Raw genomic sequence first — 22,005 nt, forward strand, 5'->3', positions numbered from 1 at the left:
AATCCCCGCATTCACCCGCACAGGATGTACCAATGCCGCAGCAGGAAAGCTGTCGTGTTCTCGTACTCGGGGGGTACGGCCACTTCGGCGCACGCATCGTGCGGGCGCTCTCGATCACGCCGGGCATCAGCGTCATCGCCGCCGGCCGCAACCCGGCGCAGGCGGCGGCCCGGCTGCCGGGCGTGGACCTGTCGCGTATCGAACTGTGCCGGCTGGATACGGCCGAAGCCGGCTTCGCCGACGCGCTTGCCGCCACCGGCGCGGACCTGGTCATCCACACCGCCGGGCCGTTCCAGGGGCAGGGCTTCGATGTCGCCCACAGCTGCCTGCAGGCCGGCATGCATTACATCGACCTGGCCGATGGGCGCGATTTCGTCCGCGATTTTCCTGCCCAGTTGGATGCTGCCGCGCGCGCGGCGCAGCGCAGTGCGATCAGCGGTGCGAGCACCCTTCCAGCGCTGTCCGGTGCGGTGGTGGATGCGCTGGCCGCACGGTTCGACCAGCTGCACGGCATCGACATCGTCATCGCGCCGGCACAGGCCACGCCGCTGGGCATGGCCACCGTGCGCGCGGTGCTGTCGTATTGCGGGCAGGGGTTCGATGGCTGGATCGATGGCCGCTGGCAACGTGTGGTCGGTTGGTCTGATCCGCAGCCGGTGAACTTCGCGCATATCGCCCCGCGACTGGCATCGCCCTGCGATGTGCCCGACCACGACCTGCTGGTGCAGCGCTATCCCGGCGTGGCGACGGTGCGTTTCCGCGCGGCATTGGAGCTGCCGTTCCTGTCGCGCTGCCTGGCAGCCATCGCCGGACTGCGGCGCATCGGCCTGCCGTTGCCGATGGAGGCGCTCGCAGGTGTGTTCGCGCGTGCAGGGCGCTGCTTCGACCGCTTCGGCACCGACCTCGGCGGCATGCGCGTGACCCTGCGTGGTCTGCGCGGTGGCGTCGCCCACACGGTGCATTGGGACCTCACCGCACCGATGCTGCATGGCCCGGAGATTCCCACCTTCGCTGCAGTGCTGCTGGCCCGCCGGCTGGCCGGCGGTCAGGCGCTGCCAACCGGCGCGCATGCCTGCCTCGGCCTGCTCACCCTGGCGGACTTCGAAAGCGAATTCGCGCGCTGGCAGATCGACAGTGAAGTTTCGTGAGGCGCACCCGGTAGGGCGGAACCCGCGCCGCTGCGGCCGTCTCCGCAGCCCGGTTGCCGTGCCCGGCTCGGCTCGGCACTGCGGTCCCCTGAAGCATTCAGCAAACCAATGGCAGGGGTGCCCACCGGACTATTGACTACATTTGTAGTCATGCCTACCGTGGCGACAACTGTAGTCACGGAGACGGCCATGCGCCGCAAGACCATCGGGGACCAGGAACTGGCCCTGTTGCAGTACATCGGAGAGAACGAACCCACCAGCGTGGGCGAGGTGGCAGCCAGCTTCGGCGACGCTCGTGGCCTGGCGCGTTCGACCGTGCTGACCATGATGGAGCGGCTGCGCGGCAAGGGCTATCTGGAACGCCAGCCGCACGAAGGCGTCTATCGCTACCACAGCACCGCGCAGCAGCATGAAGTGGTCAACAGCGCGGTCGGCAGTTTCGTCGAGAAGACCCTGCAGGGCTCGATCTCGCCCTTCGTGGCGTGGATGTCGGAGAAGGCCGAGGTCAGTGACAACGAACTGGCCGAACTGCAGGCGCTGGTCGCCCGGCTGCAATCGCAGCGCAAGGAGGATTGAGCCATGAACCCGATGCTCGAACTGCTCGGCAACCGCTTGCTGGCCACCAGCGTACAGACCGTGCTGCTGACGGCGCTGGTGTGGGCCTTGTGCCGCTTCGTCAAGCGCCTGCCGGCCAGCACGCAATGCGCGTTGTGGTGGCTGGTGGCGGTGCAGGCGGTGGTGGGCCTGTTGTGGGCCGCGCCGCTGGAGTTGCCGGTGCTGCCGGCGGCCGAGGCCGTGACGGTGATGCAGCAGGCACAAGCTGCTGTACCGCAGGCGACCAATGCACTGCTGATCGTGATGAACCCGTTGCCGTTGGACAGTGGCTGGTCGTGGCTGCTCGTGGCGATGGCGTTGTGGGGCGCCGGCGTGCTGGTGATGGCGCTGCGCACGTACAACGCCTGGCGCGGCAGCCGCGCTTTGCTGCGTCACGCCGAACCCTGCCGTGACCACAAGCTCAACGCGGCCCTGCAGCTTGCCGCCGAAGCGCATGGCCTGCGCCGTGCACCGCGGTTGATGCTCAGTGCCGCGGTCGATTCGCCGCAGTTGATCGGCCCCTGGCGTCCGGTACTGCTGCTGCCGGCACGTGGCCTGCCGCGCATGGCCGACAACGATCTGGACATGGCGCTGACCCACGAGCTAGTGCACCTGCAACGCCACGATCTGTGGCTGGGCCTGGTGCCGGCGCTGGCGCAGCACCTGTTCTTCTTCCACCCGCTGATCCATCTGGCGGCGCGTGAGTACGGCATCGCCCGCGAAGCCGCGGTGGATGCCGCCGTGGTCGCCGGTGACCGCCATTGCCGCCAGCACTATGGGCGCCTGCTGCTGCAACTGGGTGTCGCACCGCGTCCTGGTGCCGGCCTGGCCAGCGCATCACCCACCTTCCTCAGCCTCAAGCGGAGATTGCTCATGCTGCAGAACACCTCTTCCTTCTCGCGCATCGGTGCGGGCCTGATCCTGGTGGCGGTGGCAGCGGTGGGCGTGATCCCGCTGCGGCTGGTGGCGATGCCGGTGCCGCCGGCGCCGCCCACGCCGCCTGCCCCTCCGGCACTGACCGTGCCAGCGGCACCCCCGGCCTCGCCTGCTCCGGTGGCGGCGACGAAGGGCAAGTCGGTGACGCACACGATGATCCACACCGACGGTGACATCGACGACATGCCCGTGCCACCGGCGCCGCCCGCGCCTCCGGCAGCACCTGCCGCCCCCGCTGCACCGCCCGCACCGATCAGCACGCAGGGCGTGATCCACCTGTCCAACGACCACAGCCGCAATGCCTACGTGTTGCTGCAGGGCGATCACAGCATCATGAATGGCTCGGTCGGTGACCTGCGCAGGGTGCGACGCATGGACGATGGCAACGGTGTGTTGTGGCTGCGTCGTGACGGCAAGGATTACGTGGTGCATGACACCGCCACGCTGGCGCGCTTCCAGCAAGTGCATGCCGAAACCATGCGACTGGGTGACCTGCAGGGCAAGCTCGGTGATCAGCAGGGCGAGCTCGGCGAGCGTCAGGGGGAGATCGGCGCGCGCATGGGCGAGATCGGTGCGCGGATCGGTGAACTGGCCAGCGAGCAGGCACAGTTGGCGCTGAGCGGAGGTGAACGCACCGAGGCGCAACGCAAGGCGGCTGCGGAGGCGCGTCGCAGGTTGGCCCAGGCAAGGCAGGAAATGGATAACCCGGAGATGCGCGCGGAGATGGTAAGCCTGTCGCGCCAGCAGTCGGAACTGGGCAGGCAGCAGGCCGAACTGGGTCGCCAGCAGGCGGCGGCCAGCGTGCGTGCACAGCGTGAGACAGAGCAGTTGATCGAGCAGGTGATCCGCGATGGCGTTGCCAAGCCGGTTCGTGGGTGAGGACGCGCGCTGAGGCGTTGCTTTGAGGCATTGCTCTTCAAGCCCCTCTCCCCTTGCGGGAGAGGGGTTGGGGAGAGGGCAGAACGGAGCAGAAATACAGGAGCGGAGAGTCCCTGGTAGTCAGCACGTACGCACTCACCTCTTCGCCGGTACGGGAGGAGGGCTCGCCCTTGAAGCCCCTCTCCCCTCGCGGGAGAGGGGTTGGGGAGAGGGCAGAGCGGAGCAGAAATACAGGAACCGAAAGTCCCTGGTAGTCAGCACGTACGCACTCACCTCTTCGCCGGTACGGGAGGAGGGCTCGCTCTTGAAGCCCCTCTCCCCTTGCGGGAGAGGGGTTGGGGAGAGGGCAGAGCGGAGCAGAAATACAGGAACCGAGAGTCCCTGGTAGTCAGCACGTACGCACTCCCTCTTCCGCCCAGCGGGCACCTGCATTCGACACATCGCTGCGTCTCACCTTCGGGCGGCTTCGCCGTGCAACCCGGCAATCCTGCCGGTTTGTCCTCCTGCAACGGAAGAAGAATGGCGCCCAAAAGCCAAAGCCCAACGGGCAGTCTTCAGTCCTGCCCCACCAGCTCCAACTCCGCGAGCTCATCGGCTTCGGCTTGCACCAGATGCAGGAACAGCTGTGCCAGCGTCACCACGTCCTGGTGGTTGTGTTCGCCGACACGGCGCAGGTTGCGCGCACTGCCGCCGCGCAGGTAGTTCAACCATGCGGCCGGTGCTTCGGAACCGGGCAGGTCGTCCTCGCGGGCGATGCGCAGCAACTGCCGTTCGATGGTTGCCAGCCGGCAGTTCTCCCATCTGCCGCGATAGCGGCGGCGCGTGGGGTACAGCAGGTCCACATGATCCAGCGCGGAAATCGGATCGCCGCGACGGGCCAGCCGGTAACGTGTCTTGAGCAGCGGCGCGTCGTAGCTGCGGCCGTTGTAGCTGGACAACACCGTGGATGGCGACAGCCAACCGAGGAACACGTCCAGCATCGCGCTCTCCGCCCCCATCGTGGACATCAGCAGTTGGCGGATGCGCAGGCCTTCGCCGCGCGTGGCATCGCGATGCCAGTCCGCCGCCCCGATCATGAAAGCGCGCGTGCCGGTGCCGCCCGCCAGGCCGGTGGTTTCGGTATCGAAGAACAGCAGGTCGCACGGAGCGACGGTCTCCTCCGGTCGTTTGCTGAAAGCCAGCGACAGCGGCTGCGCGGGGATCGGCTGCGGCAGGAACGCTTCGATCAGGTGCAGGCCGGGCGCGATCACGGTGCCGGGAAGGTCACGGTCCACCGGGCCGCTGCGTTCGGCGCGCGGCGCCGGTGCAATCGCACGATTGCGCGACGCCAGCAGCCGACGCAGTGCACCACCGTCCTGCGCACGCGGCGGCGTTGCCTTGTGCTGGATCTTCTCGACCCAGCCAAACACCGAGCCGCCTTCCTCTGCCTGATGTGGGAGCGGCCTTGGCCGCGAAGCTGGCAATGCATCTGCAGCCGATGAAGAACCTGCGGCAACCGCAGGCTTGGCTTCGGCTTCCACCTGCACCGGCTTCGCAGCTGACGCTGCTCCTACAAGAGGACTGCCCGCTTTTCGTAGGAGCGGCCTTGGCCGCGAAGCTGACAATGCATCCGCAGCCGGCGAAGAACCTGCCGCAACCGCAGACACGGCTTCGGCTTCCACCGGCACCGGTTTCGCGGCTGACGCCGCTCCTACAGGAGCATCGTGGGCGCCTGCCGGGGGCGGCTTGTCCGCATGCCCTGCCTGTCTCCGCAGTGCCTTCAGCTTGTCCAGACTGATGCTCATGGCAGCAGATCGAGCGCCTCATCCATCACGACAGCCTGCACCCGCTCGCAATGTTCGGCCGACAGCAGCGACAACACCCGCAACGCCAGCGAGCGCGGCGTGATGCCGTCACCTTCTTCCTGCGCCGCCAACACCGGGCCAACGCAGGCCGGGCAACCGGCAGTGCAGTCGCAACGCTCGACCAGTTCCAGCGCGCGCTGCACCAGCTCGCCCTGACGCTGCCACAGCGGCTCGCTCAGGCCGACGCCACCGGGGAAGTTGTCGTACAGGTACACGGTCGGCACAAAGCTCTGCATCAGCTCGACCGTGCCTTCGCCGCCCTCAACGCCACGCAGCTGGCCGCGACCGGTCTGGTCGGCCACCGCGAACCACGCGCCGTCGCCGTTGCCGACCGCCTTCTGCAGGTCGCGGGCATCGGCCATCACCGCCACCGTGGCGACGATGTGCAGCGCGTATGCCGCGCCGAGGAAACCGTCGAGCGCGTCCTGCTTCTGCGCGAAGCTGCGCAGCAGCGTGGCCTGCGGCAACTGCCACCACACCGACGTGGTGTGCAACTCCTGATCGGGCAGGTTGACCGGGCCGTAGCCGATGTTCTCGTGTGTGTAGTAGCGGATTTTCTTGTAGCCAGCCACGCGCCGCACCACATGCACTTCGCCATGATGCGAATCGCCGCGCCCTGCAGCGTTGCCGTCGAAGCGGTCCAGCACCTTGAGCTTGGTGTAGTCGATGCTGTCGGTGTAGTAGTCCACATGCGTGCGGGTGACGTAGGCCTTGCGGCCTTCCCAGTCCAACCGCTCCACCTGGTAGGGCGTGCTCTGCACCATGTGGATGGCGCCTTCGTACAGCGTCAACGCGGCGGCGGAGTAATCCACTTCGGCGATGATCTTTTGTTTTCCGTCGCTGCGGTCCACCACCACGAAGTTGCCATCGGCCACCGCGCGCAGGCTCACCGCATTGGCCGGATAGCTGTCGGCGATCCATTCCCAGCGGTCGCCTTCCTGGTGGATCACCTCGGTTTCGGCCAGCGCCTGCAGGAACACCAGCGGGTCGATCGGCCCGAACGGCTCGCCGGCCAGGAACGGCAGCTCGAACGCCGCACAGCGGATGTGGTCGAACAGGATCAACGGCTGATCCGGCGAAATGCGTGCGTGCTCGGGCGAGGCGTTGGCGAAGAAATCCGGATGCCGTACCACGTACTGGTCCAGCGGCTGGCTGCTGGCGACCATCACCCCCAGCGCGGCCTGTTGCCGACGACCCGCACGGCCGAAGCGCTGCCACGTTGCCGCGACACTGCCCGGATAGCCATTGAGAATGACCACGTCGAGCGCGCCGATATCCACGCCCAGCTCCAGCGCCGAGGTGCTGACGATGCCGTCGATGTCACCCGCGCGCATCGCGCGTTCCACCTCGCGGCGCTCGGTGGGCAGGTAGCCGCCACGATAGGCGCGGATGCGCGCCGGCTTGCGCGGGTCGTTGTCGAAGATGTCCTTCAGGTACTTGGTCAGCACTTCCACCATCAACCGGCTCTGCGCGAACACCAGCGTCTTCAGCCCGCTCTTGATCGCGATGCGGGCGATGCGGTTGGCCTGCGAACGCGCCGAGGCGCGCAGGCCCAGGTCCGGGTTGATCACTGGCGGGTTCCATAGCAGCACATGCTTGGGCCCGGTGGGTGCACCGGACTCGGTGATCGCATGCACCTGCTCTTCCACCAGCGATTCGGCATGCGCATGCGGGTTGCCGATGGTGGCCGAGCACAGGATGAATTGCGGTTGCACGCCGTAGAACGCGCAGATGCGCTTGAGCCGGCGGATGACGTTGGTGACGTGGCTGCCGAACACGCCGCGGTAGGTGTGGATCTCGTCGATTACCACGTAGCGCAGGTTCTCGAAGAACTGCGCCCACTTGGTGTGATGCGGCAGGATTGCCTGGTGCAGCATGTCCGGGTTGCTGACCACGATGTCGCCATGCAGGCGGATCGCCTGCCGCGCATCACCGGGGGTATCGCCGTCGAAGGTGAAGGCCTTCACGCCGAGGTCGCCGGCGCGGTTGAGCTCCAGCAGCTCGGCCACCTGGTCCTGCGCCAACGCCTTGGTCGGGAACAGGTACAGCGCCTTGGCGTTGCCCTGCATCGCCGCGCTCACCACCGGCAGCGTGTAACACAGCGACTTGCCCGACGCGGTGGGGGTGACGATGGCGACATGCTCGCCGCGCTGGCTGGCGTCCCAGGCCTCGGCCTGGTGTGAATACAGCTGCTCGATGCCGCGCGCCTTGAGCGCGGCCTTCAGCGCTTCGGGCACATCGTCGGGGATCGGTGCATAGCTGCCTTCGCGGCCCGGGATCGTGAAGCTGCCGGTGACCCGGTCGCTGTAGCGCTTGGCCAGCCGCTTGCCGAGCAGCGAGCCGTCACGCGAAGGCAGGCCGTCGGTGGTTGCCAGCGCCCGTTCGCTGGCTTCGGTGCGGGGAGCGAGGGAGAACGCCATGCGCGCGACTGTCGATCAAAGGAGGGGCATGGAAGCACAAAGTGATCTCAGTCTGTGAGACAGGTTTGCGGCTGTTGGCTGAACGCCTGCACTCGCGCAACAAAATCTGAAGCCCGCATCCGTATCCTGCTGATTCCGGCAACGGTAGAGGGCGGTAGCGGTGGCGACACGTGGATGGCAGGGAGCAATGCTGGCCGGCATGATGCTGGCGGGTTCGACGCAGGCACAGCAGGTACCGCCGGAGCAACCGCCAACGGTCGATGCCGCCATTGAGCCGGCCGACGTGATGGCGGATGAGTCGCGGCCACCGGCCGGGACCGAAGGCAACGTCACCACGCTGGAAGAGGTCCGCGCGCTCAAACCCGAGGACGACCAGCCGCTGGACCTGTACCGCTTCAAGAACCCGGTGCAGGCCGAATCCAACCGCTTCAGCAAATCCTGGAGCGAGCCGCCCACGCCGGAGCAGATCAGCCAGGGCGGCGGCTACCTGCTGATGGGCATCAGCTACGGGCTGATGGCAGCTGCCAAGGGCCTGCACAAGCTCACCAATGGCCGCGACCAGATCCAGTCGGCCATCGCCCGTCCGCCTCCTGGGCTGACCGAGCAACAGCAACAACGCGCCGACCAATACTGCGAAAGCGATGATTGCGCGGCCGACGGGCGCTGAGCGTAAGGCGCAGCATCAGGCCCCTCTCCCGTTCACGGGGTGAGAGAGGCCGCTTACGAACCACCGGTTCGCCGCCCATCGAACGCCCTTGCGCCAACGCAAGAGCGGGGGCCGCGGAGCAGGGGTTGGGGTGAGAGGACATCGAAATCCGATCAACGCCCCGGCCAGCGGCGGATCCTAAGCCATACCCAGCCCCAGTCGTCACCCCCGCATCGGCCAGCCACAACCCCGCAAACAAGCCCATGCGTTTAAAGTAGCGCCCATGATCAAAGAACAGATTCCCGGCGGCCTGCTCATCGCCATTGAAGGCATTGATGGCGCTGGCAAGACCACCCTGGCCCAGTCACTGGCACGCGTTCTGGAAGCTGCAGGCGCACGCGTGGTGCTGGGCAAGGAGCCGACCAACGGTCCGTGGGGCACGCGCCTGCGCCAGACCGCCGCCACCGGCCGCCTGAGCCCGGAACAGGAGGTCGAATTCCTGTTGCACGACCGCCGCCAGCACGTTGAAGAGGTGATCCAGCCGGCGCTCGCGCGCGGCGATGTGGTGATCCTGGACCGCTATTTCCCGTCGATGGTGGCTTACCAGGGCGCCGCCGGCCTGCCGCTGGACGAGATGCTGCACGCCAACGATTTCGCCCCGCGCCCGAACCTGCTGCTGTTGCTGGACCTGGCCCCGGAGCAGGGCCTGGAGCGCATCCGCGCCCGTGGCGACAAGCCCAACCATTTTGAAACCGCGCAGAACCTGGAACGCTGCCGCGTGATCTTCAACCAGCTCGAACTGCCCGGCAAAGTGGTCATCGACGCAAGCCAGGGCGAGGCCGAGGTGCTGCGCGACGTGCACGCCGCCACGGTGGCCGCACTGGCACGGCGCATCGCCGAAGACGGTGGCATGAACGCGGAAAACACCCGCAAGCTGGAACGCCTCAGCGCCAACTGAAGCCCGTCGTTTTTCCGGAAAGCCACGAACCACCGCTCCTGCGGGGCTGTCTGACCGCCGGCGGCTGCCTTGGCGTCTAATACGCACATGACTTCCTCGCACCATCGGCCATCACCGCGCCGCACCGCCGCCAAGCCAGCAGCGGCGGCGACACCGTCCCTGCACCCGCGCAACCGTCACCAGGGGCGCTACGACCTGCCTGGGCTGGTCGCCATCAACCCGGCGCTGCGTGCCCATCTGGTCCGCACCCCGGCGGGCAGTGAGAGCATCGACTTCAGCAACCCCGTCGCGGTGCGCGAGCTCAACCGCGCGCTGTTGGCCAGCGACTACGGCATCGCGCACTGGAACATTCCCGACGGTTACCTGTGCCCGCCGGTGCCCGGCCGCGTGGACTACCTGCACGGCCTGGCCGACCTGCTTGCCGCCGATGCCGGTGGCACCATTCCGCGCGGCCCTGCGGTGCGCGTGCTGGACATCGGCGTGGGCGCGAACTGCATCTACCCGCTGCTGGGCCAGGCCGAATATGGCTGGTCGTTCGTCGGCAGCGATATCGACGCCGCTGCGCTGGAATCGGCCCGCGCCAATGTGCAGGCCAATGGCCTGGGGCAGCTGATCGAACTCCGGCAGCAGCATGCGCGCGGCCAGCTGTTCAACGGCCTGCTGCAAGCGGAAGAGCGTTTCCACCTGACCCTTTGCAATCCGCCGTTCCATGCTTCGGCCAAGGAGGCCGCGCAGGGCAGCCAGCGCAAGGTACGCAATCTTGGCGGCACGCCGGCCGTGCGCGGCAAGGCACCGCCGTTGAACTTCGGCGGCCAGGCCAACGAACTGTGGTGTACCGGCGGTGAGGCCTCGTTCCTGCGCCGGATGATCCGCGAAAGCGTGGACGTGCAGGCGCAGGTGCTGTGGTTCAGCTCGCTGGTGGCCAAGCGCGAACATCTGCCTGAGCTGCACCGGCAGCTGGCCAAGGCCGGCGCGGCCGAGGTGCGTGAGGTCGCCATGGCCCAGGGCAACAAGCAGAGCCGCTTCGTGGCGTGGACGTTCCACGCCGCCGATGTGCGCCGGGGCGCGCTGCGCGTCGGGTAAACCGGCCGAAGATCAGGCCGACACCCCGGCCAGCACCGCGTACATCACCACGAACACCACCAGCCAGAAGTAGATGCTGCCGATGAACACGTAGCGCGACAGCGTCACCCACCAGCGTCCGCCATACACGCGCTGCTGCATCCACAACAGATACACCGGCACCGACAGCCACAACAGCACAATGACAAGGTTTCCAAGCGCGCTGATCACCAGGCTGCCGGCTGCGTGGGTGATGCCCATGGTCAGGAAGCTGGACAGCAGCACCAGCATCAGCCATGCATGGCTGTACAGCGCCACCACCAGGTGTTCCAGATAGCCGATACCACGGCCCAGGTAGGCCGCCCGCAACACCAGCGCGAAGAGCGGCATCAGGAAGAACAGCGCGCCGGGCAGCGCGGTAAGGACGGCCTGTACGTACAGGTCGGTCTTGCCCCCCATGCGCTCGACGTTGGCCTGGCCATTGGCCAGGCGTCGGTTGAGCCAGTTGTTGACGAACTGCGGCATGCTGGAGAACACGACGGGGTTGGTCTCCGGATCCCAGGGTTTGCCGTTGATGTCGGAGTTGAAGAAGGTGCCGCCATGCCGCTCTGTGGCACGGCCTGTCGCCTGCGCCGCGCGGTTGATCGTGACTTCAGTGGTGCCCTGCGCGGCAGGCTGCGCCTGCTGCTGCAATTCGGCGGTGCGTTGCGCGGCGGCTGTATTCACCGCGGCTACCGCCACGGCGAAGGCGGCTGTGGCCGTCGGTGAACCCCCATGCTGGCCTTCGATCTTGGCCACCTGTGCGACACGCATGGCCTCTACTTCCTGCGCGGTTTGAGCGGTCGCAAAGAGCGCGTTGTCGCCGCTGTTCAATCTGATGTCGTCGGCATGCACCGTCAGCTTGCCGACAAAGAAGGTAAACAGGGTGAGGATGACGAACAGCCGCAGCGGCTGCACATAGCCAACGCGGCGGCCCTTGAGGAAGTTGACCGCCACCCTTCCGGGCACCAGCAGCTCACGCAGGGTGCGGAAGATACGCCCATCCAGATGCCAGAACGACTCGAACACTTCCTCGACCGCATGCCCGAAATGTTTGAGCGGATTGTGCGAGGACTGCCCGCAGGTGTGGCAGTAATGGCCATGCAATGCGGTATGGCAGTTCTCGCAGCTGCCATGCGCATGCGGGGTGTCTTCGACAACAGCAACAGCGGACGGCTCGGTAACGGGCAAAGCGTCGGTCTGGCTCATGGGGCTGACAGGTCGGGCTGCTGGCGGAAGCCGCATACGATAACGGTGTTTGCCGGCAGCGTTCAGCATCAGGTCTCAATGCGGTCGCGGAGGGGAAGCCCTTCCCCTTTGCGGCGCTTGATCGGCGTCGCGCCCCGGCTGGCTCGTGCTTCCGCCGGCTTGGCCGCCAGCGTTCAGTGGCAGACGCCGCACGGCGTGTAGATCATGAGCCCTCCCCCATGGATGGGAGAGGGGGTGGGGTGAGGGCGCTCCTGCTTCTGGGCCGTTGCCAGCCGGTCAGCTGCGCAGCTTCCGATGCCACAGCGCATTGACGATCACCCAGCGTCCCTCGAAGCGCCCCATCTGCAGGTGATCGATGAACCACGGACTCTCCACACGCACCGTCGCGATGTCTTCGTCCACCGCCAGCACGGTGATCGTCCGCTGCCACTGTGCGCGCGGCGTCTTCAGCGCACCTTCGCGGGTGTAGCGGATCAGCTCGTCGGAGGTCATCCGGCCCAGGCCCAGCGTCTCGTTGGGATTGGCCACCAGGTTGCGCTTGGCCAGGTCCGGATGCAGCGCGCGCGTCACCCGCGCCACGTCGCCTTCCAGTTGCCCGTCCATGTAGTCGTGGGCGGTGGCTTCGACGGCCTTCAGCGTGGCCGCGTCCGGTGGAGCAGCCACCGCGTTTCCGCTCAGCAGCAGGCCTGCCAACATCCATGCCTGGATCATCCGCATCGTCATCGCCCACTCCTGATCGTCAGTGGCGCAAGCCTGACAGCCGCCAGCCAGCCGTCAATGGGCCGGTGGTCATCCCGTCGCCCGGTGGTGCTGGATGGGTTCCTCGCCCATGCGTTACCGTGTGCCGCAACCCGCACGGATGCCCTGCCCGATGGATGTCACCCCACGATCAAGCCACCGCTCGCACAGGTTGGGCCTGCTGTCGCTGCTGATGCCTTTCGTCACGGCGCTGGCCGGTTTCATCGCGGTATCCGTGGTCCACGGCAGTCTGGAGAAACTGGCCGCCGGGCTGATCGTGGCCATCGGCGGCGGTGTGATCGGTACTGGTCTTGGCATCGCCTCGCGCTGGCGCAAGGAGCGCGACGAGTGGATGGGCTACGTTGGCATGCTGCTCAATGGTGTGCCGGTGGTGGTGCTGTTTCTTCTGTAGCGGCAGGGCAAAGCGGATGCGCCGTTGCACCTGATGACGCTAGATGCCCCCGGGCGCAGGACGCTTCTGCATGTCCTCGGCCAGGGCGCGCGTACGAGCGCGTGCCTGGCGGATGCGTCGATACAGCCACATCGCGTGGTAGATCACCAGGGTCATCGCCAGCAGGAGCCAAAGGGTGTTGACCCAGGCGATACCCACGGGATTGGTGTCTGTGGCCGTGTCCACTTCCAGGCGCAATCCGCCGGCATCGTCATGGCGGTCCACGACCACGCCGTTGATAGCAAAGGGAACGGCATGTGCGGCGAGTGTGCGCGCCTGCTCCCAACGTTCCGAGAGGTTGGTCATGTCGGTTGATTGCGGATCATCGGCCTCCGCGTTGGTGCTGACCTGGAGATCATGCGGTGCGATCAACACCACGCCACCCTGCTGTACGGACAACAGCTGGGGAGTCAAAGTCTGCAGTTGTTGCAGCAGGTGCCTGTTGGCATAAGCACGCATGATGCTGCGGAGCGCATGGATTCGTTCCTTGCGTGTGCGCATGTGGTCGTCATCCGATTCGGCCAGTTGACGAACCTCGCGGGCCAGCACCGGCCAGCTGTTCAGTGGAGTGCTGCTGTCGGTATCAAGGTGCGCACCAAGAGTGCCCACGAGTTCCGTCTGCAGCGCCTGGCAACCCTCCAGTCCGGTTTCGCAGGCCGCTTCGACCGCATCGATCATGCGAGCCATCCCGATCAGAATGACATTCGGACGGTTGGCCCTGGCAAGGATGGCCTCGATCGAGTTCTCGCCCCTGGGCAGCATGGCGTCCATCATTCGCGCCATCGGGTCTTCGACGGATTCGAGGAAGTCGGCACGTTGCAGATGCGCTATCGGCTCGGGCAAAGCCAGTTCGGGCAGGGTCACGGGTTGCCCTCCCCAACGCATGCGGCTGCAGTCCGGCAACACGACCAGGCCTGCGCTGTCGGACAGCTCAGCCAGCGCCAACTCACAGTGCGCCAGGCCCTGTAGCTGGATGTGGTCGCCAGGCCGTGGCGGATTCTGTTGCAGCGACGCGGCGGAACTGTCGGTTCGCACCTCACTCCCGAATAGGCTGAAGCGGGCGAGATTGATGTCCTTTGCCAGGCTGTCGCTGTTGAGCGAGACCAGCAACAGGCCAATCAATGCGGCGCCCAGCAACGTGATGTGCCGGCCCCATCGAATGCGCGGGAAGCGACGCTGCTCTTCAGTCAGCGACCAGCCTCTGCCAAGGCCCAGTACCCGGGAATCCCGGGTACGGACATCCATGTGCATGGACTGACCCCACGCGATACGGCCGGATTGCAGCCAGTGATCAGGCATGCCGACCTGCCTGGACTCGCCCAGCAGCAGGTGGGTGCTGACCTTGCCGTGCTGGTCCGAGGCCATGATGAGGTTCAGCGGTCCATGCAACTGGTTGACGCTGCCGCTGGTGTCGACGGCCTTTCGTGCCGCACGCCGTGGCAACCAGATAGCAACGGCCATGAAGGGAATTGCCAGCCAAGGCCAAGCCGGTTGGCCACTGGTGAGGTACAGCACCATGAAGCCCAGCAGCCAGAACCAGGCGGCAATGAAGCCCTTGTCGCTAAAGGTTCCTTCCTCGGCTTCTTCCACGGTTTCCCTGCGCTGGGAGAGCATTTCAACCGTATCCAAGGGGACGTCTCTGGAATCATCGGCAAAGGGGCTGTCCGGGGTCTGCCGTTCACCCGAGTGAGGCTCGCCGGCTGTTGTCATGGCCTGCCCGGCTTCCCAGGCCTGCTCCTGCGCGTTCTGCTCCTGCTGGCGCCGCTGGCCCTCCAGTACGTGAAAGCCGTTGAGGCGAACCACGACGGCGTGCTTGGCGGTGATGACGACTTCCGCTTCGTTATGGGCGTCCAGGAACGAAGCCGCATCAAACGGCAGCAGTACCTCCACGCCACCGATCGTGTCGTGCATGGTTTCGCCGCCATTGGTGGAGATGCCGTGGCGCAGATAATTGCCGCTGAGACGAAACACCTGGCCACTGACGAAGTTCACCTGGTGTGCCCGCCGTAGCGGTTCCATGGCTTGCCGTTCGTCATCATCCAGCGTGCGGATCGGCTGAGTGCCGCGCAGCGCCTGCAACGCACTGCGGTCGTCACTGCGCCGCAGCAGGTAGATGACGGCACTGATCAGTGCACATCCCAGGACGATGAGATTCAGCATCAGGATCATGACGCGCTCCCCGTGTCCCGGCGGCAGGGAGGGGAGGGCTGTGAACGTGATGAAACAGGCAGTGCGCCCACGGCGCGTGACGTCATGTCATGCATGGCTCCCTCCAATGGAGCAGCTTGCGGCGGTGGCTAGTCTGCATTCCCTCCGGGGATGCCGCAATGTGCGATGCAGGGAAATGTCCGCGCTCGCTGCGCCGACTGTGATGAGGCGCGTGGTTCAGGAAATGCAGGGCATTCCGGTCTGGAATTTCAGTCGATTCTCATCGACAGCACATCCTGGATGTGCCGTCTGAGCCTTCGGATGAAGTGGCCGGCGCATCGCAGCGTTGTTCTGCGCACGCGGCCACGCCATTGGCGGTGCTTGTGGACAAGCGCCACGCACGGTGGTGATTCAACCCCCAACCGCCGCCTTCAATTCAGCCAACTGCTCCTGCAATTCGGCCACGGTGGCTTCCAACTGCTGCACGCGCGCTTCCAGTGCGCTGTTGTCCGCAGCGCCCGCCGCAGACGGGGCCGATCGGTACGTTTCCGCCAGCGCCTCCATGTCCAGCGGGCCGCACATCAGGTGCATGTAGCGGTCTTCGCGCTGGCCACTGGCACGCGGCAGCTGCACCACCAGGCCACGCTGTTGCAGGCGCTCCAGTTGGTGGCGCAGGTCGGCGGCGTCGGCGAACTTGGCCATGCGCTCGCTGCGGGTGGTCAGCTCGCCGATGGTCTGCGGGCCGCGCAGCAACAACAGGCCGAGCAGGGCCACGCGCTGGCGCGACAGGTCGAGCTTGATACCGGCCAGGTGCTCGTAGCGCTCGGCGCGCGAGGAGAAGTGCTGGCGCGCCAGGCCCAGGTTTTCCAGCTGGCGCAGGGCGTGCTGCACCTTGCCTGCGTCCAGGTTCATCACCGGCTCGCGTGCGGTCTTCTGGTTGGCGGCCACCTGGGTGGCGTTGACGGTGAGCGGGTAGGCGTCCGGGGTGGTGGCCTCCTTCTCGATCAGGCAGCCCAGCGCGCGCGCCTGTGCGGCGTCGAGGATGGGGAAACTGAGGGCTTGCTGGCTGTCGTCGGTCATCGTCGGTGTTCCGGTCACGCGGGGGCGCAAGGATAGCCGAGGAAGAAAAAACCGGGGTCAGAGTCGGGTTTGCCGGGGCAAACCCGACTCTGACCCCGGTTTTTTCTCCTGAGCCGGTAAACTTGCCGGGTTTTGGAAGATTCCCGGTAGTTTTCATGTCCCGATTCCCCACCTTCACCCTGCTGGCCGGCGCCGTGTTGTCACTGGCCGCCTGCACCTCGACAGGCCGCGTGCAGCAGCCCGCCACGCCGACGGCTGCGGCCGTGGTTGCCCCCGCCAATGGCGCCAACGACAACCTCAACGCCGTGTTGTGGGTGCAGCGCTCGCAGGAATACCGTGCCAGCGCCTTGCAGACCTGGTTGCTGGCCGGCCAGCAGCTGGACCGCGCCCTGGCCGATGCCCGCTGGACGGCGCTGCTGCCGGAGGAAGGTGGCAACCACCAGTCAGCCAAGCTGAAGCCGGCCGTGGTGGTGGACGTGGACGAAACCGTGCTGGACAACTCCCCTTACCAGGCGCGGCTGGTGCGTGACGGCGGCAGCTACAGCGACGCCACCTGGGAAGCCTGGGTGGATGAGCGCAAGGCCGAAGCCGTGCCGGGTGCGGTACGTTTCGCACAGCTGGCTGCATCCAAGGGCGTGACCATGATCTACATCAGCAACCGCACCGCGGCGATGAAGGACGCCACCGTGGCCAACCTGCGCCGGGTCGGTTTCCCGGTGGCCGATGACAGCGTCTATCTGGGTCTGGGCACCGACGTGCCGGGTTGCACCCAGGTGGGCAGCGAGAAGGGCTGCCGCCGCCAGCTGGTGGCGCAGCAGTACCGCGTGCTGATGCAGGTGGGCGACCAGTTCACCGACTTCCTGCAGGTCGAGGACAACACGCTCGCCGCACGCGACGCGCTGCTGGACAAGCACAAGGACTGGATCGGCTCGCGCTGGTGGATCCTGCCCAACCCGACCTACGGCGGCTGGGAAGGGGCTTCGTTCAACAATGCATGGTCGCTGCCGGCGGACCTGCGCAATGCGGCAAAGCGCGACGCGCTGGAGGTGGCCCGATGAGCCGCGCCCCGTTGCCGCTGCGTAATGACGAGAAGCTGATCTTCGCCCTGGATGTGCCGGGCAAGGCCCAGGCCATCGAGTGGGTGGATCGCCTTGGAGACTCGGTGTCCTTCTACAAGATCGGCATGGAGCTGCTGGCCTCGGGCGAGTACTTCGACGTGCTGGACGAACTGGCCAGGCGCGACAAGCGGGTGTTCGTGGACCTTAAGTTCTTCGACATTCCTGCCACCATCGGTGGCGTCATTCGCCGTCTGTCGCAGTGGCCGGTGAGCTACTGCACCATCCACGGCTGGCACCCGGCGATGATGGAAGCCGCCGCCGCGGCCAACACGTCGGACATGCGCCTGCTGGCGGTCACCGTGCTGACGTCGATGGGCCGCCCGGATCTGGCGCAGATGGGCATCGACCGCGAGCCGGTGGACGTTGTCGTGGAGCGCGCATTGGCCGCGCAGCGCGCCGGCATCGATGGCGTGATCGCCTCCGGCCAGGAAGCCGCGCCGATCCGCGCCGCTACCGGTGCCGGTTTCTCCATCGTCTGTCCGGGTATCCGCCCTGGCGGCCCGGTGGGTGATGACCAGCAGCGCACGGTGGGCGTGGCCCAGGCCTTTGCCGATGGTGCCGATGCCATCGTCGTTGGCCGACCGATCCGCCTGGCGCCCGACCCGCGTGCCGCAGCGCTGTTGATTCAACAGGAAATTTCTAACGTATTTGAACAAAATCAATAACTTGAAATGTTATTTATCAAGTGTTGCATTAACTGAATCTGGCGCGTAGGCTACGTTCCGTCCGGCCTTGCCGGCGATGCGTCAAACCAGTCCACCGGCCCTGTGCCGGCTTGAGGAGGTCTGCCACCGGCAACGGGGCGGCCTCTTTTTTTTGGTGCCGGGTTGGGGGTTGGTAGCGCCGGGCCATGCTTGGCGGGCGCTTTTCCGGTAATGCTCCTGCCGGGCATGGCGTGGCACTACAGGCCGCCATTCCCGCCCCGTGACGCCCGTGCTTGCCGCTGTCACCGGGCTGGCCTCAAGATGCCCCGGCCTTAGGGGAGGACCAACGACGCCATGCCACGCCGTTCATTACGTACCTGCCAGCACCTGGTGTTCCTGTCCGTATGCACGGTGGCTTTGCTTGCCGGCTGCAAGCGCGATGCGGAACCCCTGCCCGGTGCCGGCACCGAACCGGCGGCGACGGTGCGGCAACTGGCCCAGCACCTGCGCCACAACGACCTGCTCGGCTATGCCAAGGCGGCAGTGCCGCCGGCGCAATACGCCGAATTGGAAACCGCCTGGGCCCAAGGCCACAGCCGCTGGCCGTTGACCGAGCTGCCGCTGGACGAAAAGCTGCCGTCGTTGCTGGCCACCCTGTCGGACAAGGGCGCCGAGCAGCAGCTGCAACGCGCTTTCCGGGCGCAGTTCGAAGGCCAGTCCGCCGCAGTCCGGCAGGCCGCGCATTCATTGGGCCTGTTCGGCGAGCAGTACATCACCCATCAGGGCGACTACACCCCGGCCGAACGCGCGCATTACGTGCAGTTGGTCAAGGCGTTGAGCGACTGGGCGCAGGCGGCGCCGCTGTCCGATGCCAAGCTGGCCAGGACCAACATCACCACCCTTACCAGCGCCGCCCGCGCGACCGGCCTGGCCGGCGAGGCGGCCTTCCAGCAGGCGGGCATGAGCGCCAGCCTGGAACGGCTGGGGCCGTTCGCCGGGGCCATCAAGCAGGTGCTGGCCAGCTACGGGCTGGAGCTGGACCAGAGCGTGGAGCAGATGCGTACCGGCCTGATCAGCCAGGACGGCGACAACGCCGTGGTGCGTGTGCAATACCCGCTGGCCGGCAAGGACGTGGATCTGCAACTGGCCCTGGTGCGGCGCGACAAACGTTGGTATCCGGCGCGCACGTTGGCCGAAGCCGATGCGGTGCTGGCCACCGCGCGCGCTGCCGAGCAGGTCAAGGCCGACGCGGTGGCGGCCACAGCGGCCGCTGAAGCCGAGGCAGCAGCGTCGCAGACCCCTGGCAACGCGGATACAGCGGCTAAGCCATAATGACGCCGATGTCGAAACAGAAATCCCGGCCCGAACAGGGCGAACTCCTTCCGTCGGACGACGCCAATGCGCCGGCCACCCCTCCTGCTGCCATCGTGCCGGGCGCCGACGCGCGCGCGCCGCATGCCCGTGCCGCCGGCCGTCGCCCGTTGTGGGCGCGCCTGCTGGGCAAGCTGATCGAGCCGTGGCTGGGCCTGAAGATCGAACCGGAACAGGCCGGTGAATACGACGACGGCCGCCCGGTCGTGTACGTGCTGGAAAACTACGGCCTGTCCAACGCGCTGATCCTGGACAAGGCCTGCCGCGATGCCGGCCTGCCTTCGCCGCTGGTGCCACTGGCCGGCGACCCCACCGGGCGCAAGCGCGCCTACGTGGCGCTGTCGCGGCGCTCCAGCAACAGCGCGCTGATTCCCGAGCAGCGCGGCGCCAAGACCCACTCCGACTCGCTGGCCAAGCTGCTGCAGGCGCATCGCGCCAACCCGGCGCTGGACATCCACCTGGTGCCGGTGTCGATCTTCGTCGGCCGTGCGCCGGACAAGCAGAGCGGCTGGTTCGCGGTGCTGTTCTCGGAAAACTGGGCGCTGGTCGGCCGCTTCCGCCGCCTGCTGGCGGTGCTGCTCAACGGCCGCGACACCATCGTCCGTTTCGCCCCGCCGGTATCGCTGCGCGACACCGTGGCCGAAGGCCTGGAGCCCGAGCGCACCGTGCGCAAGCTGCAGCGCGTGCTGCGCACGCACTTCCGCCGTATCCGTGAATCGATCATCGGCCCGGACCTTTCCACCCGCCGCCTGCTGGTGGACAAGGTGCTGGAAGCGGACCCGGTACGCGAAGCCATCGCCATCCAGGCCAAGCGCGACAACTCCAAGACCACCGACGCCTGGAAGAAGGCGCAGGGCTATGCCTGGGAGATCGCCGCCGACTACTCCACCCCGGTGGTGCGCTCGGCCAGCTTCATGCTCAGCCACGTCTGGAACCGCATCTATGCCGGCGTGCTGGTGCATCACCTGGACAAGTTCAAGGAAGCCGCGCCCGGGCACGAAATCGTCTACGTGCCCAGCCACCGCAGCCACATGGACTACCTGCTGCTGAGCTACCTGCTGTACGACCGCGGCATCGTGCCGCCGCACATCGTGGCCGGCATCAACCTCAACCTGCCGGTGGTGGGCACGCTGCTGCGCAAGGGCGGCGCGTTCTTCATCCGCCGCTCGATCAAGGGCAACGCGTTGTACTCGGCGGTGCTCAGCGAGTACGTCGCGCAGCTGGTGGCCGGCGGTTACTCGATTGAATACTTCGTCGAAGGCGGGCGCTCGCGTACCGGCCGCCTGCTGCAGCCCAAGGGCGGCATGATCTCGATGACGCTGCGCGCGTTCCTGCGCCAGCCGCGCAAGCCGGTGTTGTTCCAGCCCATCTACATCGGCTACGAAAAGCTGATGGAGGGCAACAGCTACCTGGACGAACTGACCGGCCGGCCCAAGGAAAAGGAATCGATCTGGGCACTGCTGTGGGGCATTCCCAAGGTGCTCAAGCAGAACTACGGCCAGGTGGTGGTGAACTTCGGCGAGCCGATCGCACTGAACGACGTGCTGGCCAGGATGGCGCCGGAGTGGGACGGCCAACCGATGTCCGAGGACGAGAAGCCGAGCTGGCTGTCCGGCACGGTGGATACGCTGGCCGAGCAGATCCAGGTACGCATCAATGGCGCGGCCGACGTCAATCCGATCAACCTGCTGGCGTTGGCGCTGCTGTCCACGCCCAAGCACGCGATGGGCGAAGCCGACCTGATCGCGCAGATCGAGCTGTGCAAGAAGCTGCTGGTTGAAATGCCGTACTCCGACCGCGTCACGGTCACCCCGCATTCGCCCGAGCGCATCATCGCCCACGCCGAGGAAATCAACGTCCTCACCCGCATCAAGCACCCGCTGGGCGACGTGTTGAGTGTCAGCGGCGACACCGCGGTGCTGCTGAGCTACTTCCGCAACAACGTGCTGCACCTGTTCACGGCCTCGTCGTGGGTGGCGTGCTGCTTCCAGAACAACCGCCGCATGAGCCGCGGCGGACTGCTGCGGCTGGGCCGGGTGTTGTATCCGTTCCTGCAAGCCGAGTTGTTCCTGCCGTGGAGCGAGGACGAATTCGCCGCGCGCATCGACCAGACCATCGATGTGTTCGTGCGCGAGGGCCTGCTGCAACAGGTCGGCGAGGACGACGGCGGCATGCTGGCACGCAGTACCGGCCAGACCGACGAAGTGTTCCGCCTGCGTGCCATCGGCCACTCGCTGCAACAGGCCTTCGAGCGTTACTACATCGCCATTTCGGTGCTGGTGAAGAACGGCCCGGGCACGCTGGGTGCGGCTGAACTGGAAAGCCTGTGCCAGCAGGCCGCGCAGCGCCTGAGCCTGCTGTACGCGCCGGCCGCGCCGGAGTTCTTCGACAAGACCCTGTTCCGTGGCTTCATCCAGAAGCTGCGCGAACTCAAGCTGGTCTGGCCGGACCAGAACTCCAAGCTGCTGTTCGACGAACGCCTGGACGCCTGGGCCAAGGATGCCAAGTTCATCCTCGGCCGCGAACTGCGCCACACCATCGAACGGGTCAGCCCGGAAGCGGTGAAGCCGGCCGAACCGCCGACGCCGGGCTGAGGCCGGGCGGTGCTGCGAGTTGTGGCATCGGGCCGCACTCGCTGAGCGTGGTCATGCAACCGACCAGGCACCACCGCGAAGGCGGCAGGCCTGGTCGTTTCATATCTGGCGGACGTGAGCGCGGGC

Annotated in this window: 17 protein-coding genes; 11 read left to right on the plus strand and 6 right to left on the minus strand. The window is 66.5% G+C overall.

Annotated elements, in window-relative coordinates; translation table 11 throughout:
• Positions 1-32: 32 nt before the first annotated feature.
• The 3 genes from LR961_RS00580 (at position 33) to LR961_RS00590 (ending at position 3,557) form a co-directional block, all read left to right on the plus strand.
• Complete coding sequence (locus LR961_RS00580; RefSeq protein WP_232146490.1) at positions 33-1,148, plus strand: saccharopine dehydrogenase NADP-binding domain-containing protein; 1,116 nt, start codon at positions 33-35, stop codon at positions 1,146-1,148.
• A gap of 189 nt (positions 1,149-1,337) precedes the next feature.
• Positions 1,338-1,724: a BlaI/MecI/CopY family transcriptional regulator gene (locus LR961_RS00585; protein ID WP_232146491.1), complete on the plus strand. Its 387-nt coding sequence runs from the start codon at positions 1,338-1,340 to the stop codon at positions 1,722-1,724.
• A 3-nt stretch (positions 1,725-1,727) separates the two neighbouring features.
• Positions 1,728-3,557 carry a M56 family metallopeptidase gene (locus tag LR961_RS00590; protein ID WP_232146492.1) on the plus strand — a complete coding sequence of 610 codons (1,830 nt, stop codon included), beginning with the start codon at positions 1,728-1,730 and terminating at the stop codon, positions 3,555-3,557.
• A gap of 554 nt (positions 3,558-4,111) precedes the next feature.
• On the opposite strand, the gene LR961_RS00595 is transcribed toward LR961_RS00590, so the two are convergent.
• Positions 4,112-5,341: a ribonuclease H-like domain-containing protein gene (locus LR961_RS00595; protein ID WP_269670520.1), complete on the minus strand. Its 1,230-nt coding sequence runs from the start codon at positions 5,339-5,341 to the stop codon at positions 4,112-4,114.
• Positions 5,338-7,821, minus strand: coding sequence for a DEAD/DEAH box helicase (locus LR961_RS00600; RefSeq protein ID WP_232146493.1), 2,484 nt, complete (start codon positions 7,819-7,821; stop codon positions 5,338-5,340). The genes LR961_RS00595 and LR961_RS00600 overlap by 4 nt, the downstream gene beginning before the upstream one ends.
• 187 nt (positions 7,822-8,008) lie before the next feature.
• On the opposite strand from LR961_RS00600, the gene LR961_RS00605 reads away from it, so the two are divergent.
• The 3 genes from LR961_RS00605 to rlmF all read left to right on the plus strand — a co-directional run bounded on the left by LR961_RS00605 (position 8,009) and on the right by rlmF (position 10,508).
• Positions 8,009-8,488, plus strand: a complete 480-nt coding sequence (locus LR961_RS00605) for a hypothetical protein (RefSeq protein WP_232146494.1) — start codon at positions 8,009-8,011, stop codon at positions 8,486-8,488.
• 262 nt (positions 8,489-8,750) lie between these two features.
• Positions 8,751-9,425, plus strand: coding sequence for a dTMP kinase (tmk, locus tag LR961_RS00610; RefSeq protein ID WP_232146495.1), 675 nt, complete (start codon positions 8,751-8,753; stop codon positions 9,423-9,425).
• An 87-nt stretch (positions 9,426-9,512) separates the two neighbouring features.
• Complete coding sequence (gene rlmF, locus LR961_RS00615; protein ID WP_232146496.1) at positions 9,513-10,508, plus strand: 23S rRNA (adenine(1618)-N(6))-methyltransferase RlmF; 996 nt, start codon at positions 9,513-9,515, stop codon at positions 10,506-10,508.
• Positions 10,509-10,520: 12 nt separating this feature from the next.
• Here rlmF and LR961_RS00620 read toward each other — a convergent pair whose 3' ends face one another.
• Both LR961_RS00620 and LR961_RS00625 read right to left on the minus strand, forming a co-directional pair.
• Positions 10,521-11,735 carry a DUF3667 domain-containing protein gene (locus tag LR961_RS00620; protein ID WP_232146497.1) on the minus strand — a complete coding sequence of 405 codons (1,215 nt, stop codon included), beginning with the start codon at positions 11,733-11,735 and terminating at the stop codon, positions 10,521-10,523.
• Positions 11,736-12,011: 276 nt separating this feature from the next.
• On the minus strand, positions 12,012-12,458 hold the full coding sequence (locus LR961_RS00625; protein WP_232146498.1) for a nuclear transport factor 2 family protein: 447 nt from the start codon (positions 12,456-12,458) through the stop codon (positions 12,012-12,014).
• A 91-nt stretch (positions 12,459-12,549) separates the two neighbouring features.
• On the opposite strand from LR961_RS00625, the gene LR961_RS00630 reads away from it, so the two are divergent.
• Positions 12,550-12,885: a hypothetical protein gene (locus LR961_RS00630; RefSeq protein WP_232146499.1), complete on the plus strand. Its 336-nt coding sequence runs from the start codon at positions 12,550-12,552 to the stop codon at positions 12,883-12,885.
• Positions 12,886-12,924: 39 nt separating this feature from the next.
• On the opposite strand, the gene LR961_RS00635 is transcribed toward LR961_RS00630, so the two are convergent.
• On the minus strand, positions 12,925-15,003 hold the full coding sequence (locus LR961_RS00635; protein ID WP_232146500.1) for an IgaA/UmoB family intracellular growth attenuator: 2,079 nt from the start codon (positions 15,001-15,003) through the stop codon (positions 12,925-12,927).
• Positions 15,004-15,483: 480 nt separating this feature from the next.
• A complete protein-coding gene (locus LR961_RS00640; protein ID WP_232146501.1) occupies positions 15,484-16,152 on the minus strand; it encodes a DUF480 domain-containing protein in 669 nt (222 codons plus the stop codon).
• Positions 16,153-16,307: 155 nt separating this feature from the next.
• Between LR961_RS00640 and LR961_RS00645 the strand changes: the two genes are divergently transcribed.
• From LR961_RS00645 to plsB, 4 genes are all read left to right on the plus strand, one after another.
• A complete protein-coding gene (locus LR961_RS00645; protein WP_232146502.1) occupies positions 16,308-17,210 on the plus strand; it encodes a 5'-nucleotidase, lipoprotein e(P4) family in 903 nt (300 codons plus the stop codon).
• Positions 17,207-17,935 carry an orotidine-5'-phosphate decarboxylase gene (gene pyrF, locus LR961_RS00650; RefSeq protein WP_232146503.1) on the plus strand — a complete coding sequence of 243 codons (729 nt, stop codon included), beginning with the start codon at positions 17,207-17,209 and terminating at the stop codon, positions 17,933-17,935. The genes LR961_RS00645 and pyrF overlap by 4 nt, the downstream gene beginning before the upstream one ends.
• 333 nt (positions 17,936-18,268) lie before the next feature.
• On the plus strand, positions 18,269-19,246 hold the full coding sequence (locus tag LR961_RS00655) for a hypothetical protein (RefSeq protein WP_232146504.1): 978 nt from the start codon (positions 18,269-18,271) through the stop codon (positions 19,244-19,246).
• Positions 19,246-21,879, plus strand: a complete 2,634-nt coding sequence (plsB, locus tag LR961_RS00660; RefSeq protein WP_232146505.1) for a glycerol-3-phosphate 1-O-acyltransferase PlsB — start codon at positions 19,246-19,248, stop codon at positions 21,877-21,879. Before LR961_RS00655 ends, plsB begins: the two co-directional genes overlap by 1 nt.
• Positions 21,880-22,005 lie beyond the last annotated feature (126 nt).

It is taken from the genome of Stenotrophomonas sp. SY1 (genome assembly GCF_021202945.1).
In the GTDB taxonomy this organism is placed as follows: domain Bacteria; phylum Pseudomonadota; class Gammaproteobacteria; order Xanthomonadales; family Xanthomonadaceae; genus Stenotrophomonas.

Coding starts and splice junctions, on each gene's coding strand:
- LR961_RS00600 (WP_232146493.1), bottom strand. CDS start 7,821: ATGGCGTTCTCCCTCGCTCCCCGCACCGAAGCCAGCGAACGGGCGCTG.
- rlmF (WP_232146496.1), top strand. CDS start 9,513: ATGACTTCCTCGCACCATCGGCCATCACCGCGCCGCACCGCCGCCAAG.
- LR961_RS00585 (WP_232146491.1), top strand. CDS start 1,338: ATGCGCCGCAAGACCATCGGGGACCAGGAACTGGCCCTGTTGCAGTAC.
- LR961_RS00655 (WP_232146504.1), top strand. CDS start 18,269: ATGCCACGCCGTTCATTACGTACCTGCCAGCACCTGGTGTTCCTGTCC.
- LR961_RS00595 (WP_269670520.1), bottom strand. CDS start 5,341: ATGAGCATCAGTCTGGACAAGCTGAAGGCACTGCGGAGACAGGCAGGG.
- pyrF (WP_232146503.1), top strand. CDS start 17,207: ATGAGCCGCGCCCCGTTGCCGCTGCGTAATGACGAGAAGCTGATCTTC.
- LR961_RS00605 (WP_232146494.1), top strand. CDS start 8,009: ATGCTGGCCGGCATGATGCTGGCGGGTTCGACGCAGGCACAGCAGGTA.
- LR961_RS00630 (WP_232146499.1), top strand. CDS start 12,550: ATGGGTTCCTCGCCCATGCGTTACCGTGTGCCGCAACCCGCACGGATG.
- LR961_RS00580 (WP_232146490.1), top strand. CDS start 33: ATGCCGCAGCAGGAAAGCTGTCGTGTTCTCGTACTCGGGGGGTACGGC.
- LR961_RS00625 (WP_232146498.1), bottom strand. CDS start 12,458: ATGACGATGCGGATGATCCAGGCATGGATGTTGGCAGGCCTGCTGCTG.
- tmk (WP_232146495.1), top strand. CDS start 8,751: ATGATCAAAGAACAGATTCCCGGCGGCCTGCTCATCGCCATTGAAGGC.
- plsB (WP_232146505.1), top strand. CDS start 19,246: ATGACGCCGATGTCGAAACAGAAATCCCGGCCCGAACAGGGCGAACTC.
- LR961_RS00645 (WP_232146502.1), top strand. CDS start 16,308: ATGTCCCGATTCCCCACCTTCACCCTGCTGGCCGGCGCCGTGTTGTCA.
- LR961_RS00590 (WP_232146492.1), top strand. CDS start 1,728: ATGAACCCGATGCTCGAACTGCTCGGCAACCGCTTGCTGGCCACCAGC.
- LR961_RS00640 (WP_232146501.1), bottom strand. CDS start 16,152: ATGACCGACGACAGCCAGCAAGCCCTCAGTTTCCCCATCCTCGACGCC.
- LR961_RS00620 (WP_232146497.1), bottom strand. CDS start 11,735: ATGAGCCAGACCGACGCTTTGCCCGTTACCGAGCCGTCCGCTGTTGCT.